The following is a 3,617-nucleotide window of genomic DNA, read 5'->3' on the forward strand; positions in this document are numbered from 1 at the left end:
CGATGTCCTTGTTGTAGATGTCGCGGATCGCGCGCTTCATCAGGTCGCTGTCGCCGTAGACCAACGCCGGCGCACTAGACGTGAGCGTCTTTTCGCGGATTTCGTCCCACAGCCGCGCGAGATAGTCGAAGTCGCGCTTGATTTCGGTCTTGGTGCGCTGGAGCCCGGCGGTGCGGACGATGCAGCCCATCGACGATGGCAATTGCAGATCGGCCATGATCGTCTTGAGCCGCTTGCGATCGGCGGCGTTGCTGATCTTCCGGCTGATCCCGCCGCCGTGCGACGTGTTGGGCATCAGCACGCAATAGCGGCCGGCGAGCGACAGATAGGTGGTCAGCGCGGCGCCCTTGTTGCCGCGCTCCTCCTTGACGACCTGCACCAGCAAGACCTGGCGGCGATGGATGACGTCCTGAATCTTGTAGCGGCGACGCAGGTTCATGCGGCGCTGGCGCAGCGCCTCGACCTGATCGTCGTTGCTGCCCGAACGGCCGCGACGGCGCGGCGCGGGGGCGTCGCCCTCGTCGCCATCATGATCGTGGTCATGGTCGTGATCGGCGTCGTCGTGATCGTCGCCCTCGGCGTCGTCGCCGAATTCACCGTCGTCGATCGCGTCCTGCTCGGCGCGCAGCGCAGCTTCCTCGGCGGCGTGTTCGGCCTCCTCGCGCAGCAGCGCCTCGCGATCCTCCTTGGGGATCTGGTAATAATCCGGATGGATCTCGCTGAACGCCAGGAAGCCGTGGCGATTGCCGCCGTAATCGACGAACGCCGCCTGCAGCGACGGTTCGACGCGCGTCACCTTGGCGAGATAGATATTACCCTTGAGCTGCTTGCGCTCGGCACTTTCGAAATCGAATTCCTCGATCCGGTTACCCTTGACGACCGCCACACGGGTTTCTTCCCGGTGGCGTGCGTCGATCAGCATACGCGTGGTCATTGAAAACTCTCCACGCGCCGCCCTCCGCCGAAGGGGAGGGGGCGCGACGATAAGGCGCGGCCGACCGCCCGATGGGGTCTGCCGCGCGGATGATGATGATGTCTGCTGCGGTTCGCGCTACCGCCCGCTCCATCGAGCGGGAAAAGCCGTCCGCGATCGTGCCGCCGCCGGCACGGGCCGGGCGGAACAGCGATCGGGCGGAATGCGGCATTGCGAACGTCAACCTGATGACCCCGGGGCCGGCACGTCGCCGGGCGGGGGATGGCACCGGAGCGGCGTCGCGCGACCTTCACGCAACATTTCCGGTCATCGCGACACGTAGCATCGCTTGGCTGCCGCTACAACCGGGTCGTTTTTATGATTCAAACGCGTTAACCACGCGGGAACATTGGCAGTCTAGCGTCACGATGATGATGGCGCGCGCATATGGGAAAGGGGCGATGGCAGGCAGAGCGGGAGCGACGATCGCGGCGATGCTGCTGGCGCTGGTCGCGCCGACGGCCGGCGGCGACCCGCAGCTCGACTTCCTGCCATGGAAGTCGCACCGCGAGGCGACCCCGCGCACGGTGACGGTGCGCGTGCCGCCGCCGGCACGCGGCGTGCGGCTGCCGCGGATCGCGGGCGCGGCGGGGCGGCCGCTGGTGGTGATCGACGCCGGGCATGGCGGGGGCGATCCGGGCGCGGTCAATCCGGGGGCGGGACTGCGCGAAAAGGACGTGACGCTGAAGATCGCACGTGCGATCCGCGATGCGCTGGTCGACAGCGGGCGGGTGCGCGTGGCGCTGACGCGTGACGACGATCGCTTCATCATGCTGCGCGAGCGGTTCGGGATCGCGCGGCGGCTGAAGGCGGACCTGTTCATCTCGGTCCATTGCGACAGCGTCGGGACCGGAACGCCGACCGGCGCGACCGCCTATACGCTGTCGGACGTCGCATCGGACCGCGAGGCGGCGCGGCTGGCGGCGCGCGAGAACCGCGCCGACGTGATCGCCGGGGTGACGCTCGACCGCGACCCCGACGTCTCGTCGATCCTGATCGACCTGACGCAGCGCGAGACGATGAACGCTTCCGCGGGGTTCGCGCGGCTGCTGGGGCGTGAGGCGCGGCCGCTGATCCCGATCAAGAGCAACTTCCACCGCACCGCCTCGCTGATGGTGCTCAAGGCACCGGACATGCCATCGATCCTGTTCGAGACGGGGTATATTTCGACCGCGTCGGACGCGGCGTTCCTCGACAGCAAGGAAGGGCGCGAGAAGATCGCCGAGAGCGTGCGGCGCGCGGTGGACGTGTATTTCGCGCGGCGGATGGCGGAGCGGTAGGGCCGGTTCCGTTCGCCTCGAGCAGCCGTCGAGCGAAGTCGAGACGGCGTGTCGAGAGGTGGTTGCATGCGGCGTCTTCTCGACAGGCGGGTTCTCGGCTGCGCTCGAACCCTGCTCGAAGCAAACGGAGGTTGCTGGACTTTTGTATGCTTAACTTCTAACCGACCCGCCGCGCGCGCCTCTTACGGGTTTCCGGCCGCTGCGCTTCTTCCGTCGAGCCCGCAATCAAGGAGATCCCCGCCATGGCGTGGCTCATCCTCGGCGTCGCCGTGGTCACCGAAATCGTCTGGGCGCTCAGCCTCAAATGGGCTGCTACGCAAGGATCGTGGCTGGCGTCGGCCGTCCCGATCACGCTCAGCTTCGTCAACATGGGGCTGCTCGCGATGGCGATGCGCGGGCTGCCGGCGGGGACCGCCTATGCGGTGTGGACCGGGCTGGGCGCGGTCGGGGTGACGATCTTCGGCGTGTTCCTGTTCGGCGAGAAGCTCGCGCCCGCGCAGATCGGGTTCATCGCGCTCATCATCGTCGGGGTCGTCGGCACGAAACTGTTCGCGCCTGCCTGAGCGAGTTGCCGTTTGGCGGGCGAGACCGTACACGCCGAAGCCGACATGGCTTCCGATCCGACCGCTGCCGTGCCCGTTCGGCGTATTTCTCTCCGCGCGCTGTGGCGCCGCTGGTGGGTGCGCTGGGGCGCCTATCTGCTGGGGCTGCTGGCGGTAGCGCTCGGCGTCTTCTGGCTGGTGTTCGCGCGCGACCTGCCGTCGGTCGACAAGCTCAAGGCGTATGAGCCGCCGCTGCCGACCAATGTGCGCGGGGCGGACGGTGCGCCGATCTATTCCTATGCCCGCGAACGCCGCGTCGAGCTGGCGTACAACGAATATCCGCCGCTGCTGGTGAAGGCGTTCCTCGCCGCCGAGGACAAGACCTTCTTCGAGCATCACGGCGTCGACTTCCCCGGGCTGGCGGGTGCGGTGTTCGACTATGCGCGCAAGTTCGGTACCGGGCAGCGTGCGCGCGGCGGCTCGACGATCACGCAACAGGTCGCCAAGAACCTGCTGATCGGCAACGAATATTCCCCAACTCGCAAAATCCGCGAGGCATTGCTGGCGTACAAGATCGAGGAGACGCTGACCAAGCAGCAGATCATCGAGCTGTACCTCAACCAGATCTTCCTCGGCCGCAACGCTTACGGCGTCGAGGCGGCGAGCCACGCCTATTTCGACAAGGAGCTGGACGAGCTGTCGCTGGGGCAGCTGGCGTATCTCGCGATCCTGCCCAAGGGGCCGTCGAACTACGATCCGTTCCGCGACACCGATCGCGCGCTGGAGCGGCGCAATTACGTGCTGCGCGAAATGGTCAGGAAC

General features: G+C 66.9%; 3 protein-coding genes and 1 pseudogene. 3 read left to right on the plus strand and 1 reads right to left on the minus strand.

The window, feature by feature from the left end; translation table 11 throughout:
* Positions 1-934: ribonuclease E/G (locus AADI75_RS15985; RefSeq protein ID WP_341209977.1), on the minus strand; the 934-nt coding region annotated here is incomplete at its 3' end.
* A gap of 563 nt (positions 935-1,497) precedes the next feature.
* On the opposite strand from AADI75_RS15985, the pseudogene AADI75_RS15990 reads away from it, so the two are divergent.
* From AADI75_RS15990 to AADI75_RS16000, 3 genes and pseudogenes are all read left to right on the plus strand, one after another.
* Positions 1,498-2,253 (plus strand): annotated as a pseudogene (locus AADI75_RS15990) (N-acetylmuramoyl-L-alanine amidase); the annotation flags it as partial.
* Positions 2,254-2,495: 242 nt separating this feature from the next.
* Positions 2,496-2,816, plus strand: a complete 321-nt coding sequence (locus AADI75_RS15995; protein WP_028965514.1) for a multidrug efflux SMR transporter — start codon at positions 2,496-2,498, stop codon at positions 2,814-2,816.
* A gap of 45 nt (positions 2,817-2,861) precedes the next feature.
* On the plus strand, positions 2,862-3,617 hold a 756-nt coding region (locus AADI75_RS16000), incomplete at its 3' end, for a transglycosylase domain-containing protein (RefSeq protein WP_341209978.1).

This window comes from uncultured Sphingomonas sp. (genome assembly GCF_964021865.1).
Classification (GTDB): Bacteria; Pseudomonadota; Alphaproteobacteria; order Sphingomonadales; family Sphingomonadaceae; genus Sphingomonas.